1 protein-coding gene and 1 pseudogene are annotated in these 1,585 nt (G+C 44.9%); both read left to right on the top strand.

Translation table 11 applies throughout. The features are described from left to right. A pseudogene (locus ACM0OS_RS28855) lies at positions 1–926 on the top strand (helix-turn-helix domain-containing protein); the annotation flags it as partial. Between the two features lie 115 nt (positions 927–1,041). Then, on the top strand, positions 1,042–1,395 hold the full coding sequence (locus tag ACM0OS_RS28850) for a DnaB-like helicase N-terminal domain-containing protein (protein ID WP_414546599.1): 354 nt from the start codon (positions 1,042–1,044) through the stop codon (positions 1,393–1,395). Positions 1,396–1,585: the final 190 nt, after the last annotated feature.

Below are 1,585 nucleotides of genomic sequence, written 5' to 3'. Positions count from 1 at the left end.
GAGACAGGTGCTGGGGGAACACCCCAGGGGTGCTGGGGGGACACCCCGGTAGTGCTGGGGGGACACCCAAAGATTATCCAATAGAAGATTATCCATCTGAAGTCTATCCACTTAAGAACGCGCCCCCTAAACCCGGCGCACCCCCCACCCATGAGTGTGTGTGTGAAGAAAAAACTAGCTTGAAGGAACAACCGAACCAAGAACAAGAACCAATTCCCCAATCCTTCGCTTCGTTGTCCATCAAACCCGAATCTTCTTCTCAACCCGATAAACCCTCATGTGGTGCCATACTTGCGGGGTCATTCGACAAAGTCGAACAATCGAATAAAACATCTACAAGGCAAAAATTTCAGTCGGTGGAAGATTTAATCAACCAAGTTTTGCTAGACCCTGGCATCATGGCATCTGATCCGTTACCTGCGGTTTACAAAAGCGAAATTAAACTGCGGGGCTGGCGTTTTCCTTGGCGGACAGACACCAGAGACAAGATTTACCAAACTTGCGATCGCCGGCTTGTCAAGTTAATTGCCAGAGAAAGAGCTAAGTGGAGTGGGTGCGAGTGGACAGAAAAAATTCCCACAGTCATCAAATCCATCGGCAATCTCGAAAGCTCTAAAGGGGGATTGGAAGAATTACTGGGCTATTGGTCACAAGTTCTGGAACTCGAAGAAAATTCATCCCCCACTCAACAAGCTCAACAGCGTGACCAACCTATTGGCTACTACTCCAATCGCTCCCTTGACTGGCACAAAGCCATATTCTGCGAACTACTCGACCTTGCAGACAAGGTTGGTGCAGATCAGGCGATCGCACAGTTCACCACCCGTTATGACCAACAACACACAGGTGCAACTACTAACTGGTTGAACTGGTTACAAACCAATCATCCCCAAATGTATGTCTATCTCCATCCACAAGCCGCTTGAAAAGGCTTTGGAATAGCGAAATGAGGAAATACATAAATACATACTCCTGCCCTTTCTCCCCTCTCCATAGCCTTTTCACAGCAATTCTGACATTTTTTGAATTTACGAGGTTTTTATGACTCAAAACATGAACTTTGGCATTGCTACAGACCATTTACCCCCACAAAGCATCGAAGCTGAAGAAGCAATACTCGGCGGTATCATGCTTGACCCAGAGGCAATGAGTAGAGTGGGCGATCGCTTAGTTGCAGATGCTTTTTACATTGGCGCTCACAAGGATATTTATCAAGCTGCCAGCCAACTTTATGCTCAAGGTAAACCCACTGATTTGCTTTGTGTGACCAACTCACTGTCTGACAATGGTTTGCTGTTTCGTATTGGTGGTAGAAACAAGTTAGCCACTCTTGTTGACCGCACTGTTTCAGCCATTACCCCTCTTCTGTCACTTTCCCTAGATAAAAAGATGTAATCCTTACCAGACAAGAGTTTCAGTCTAAATCAATGATTATATATATCATGTTAGAAAATAAAGCCACAAACCTAATCCCAGTCAGAGTTTTAAAAGTTGGCTTTAATTTTTGTTTTCGGAGAGTGACAGAAGAGGGTTACAGCACTTCCGTCTGTAATGAGGTACACTAGATCAAAATATAAATATTTTT

Origin of the sequence: Nostoc sp. CCY0012 (assembly GCF_963920855.1) — a bacterium.
Taxonomy (GTDB): domain Bacteria; phylum Cyanobacteriota; class Cyanobacteriia; order Cyanobacteriales; family Nostocaceae; genus Cyanocohniella.
The sequence above is the reverse complement of the archived record's forward strand: the minus strand, read 5'-3'. Positions and strand labels throughout refer to the sequence as shown.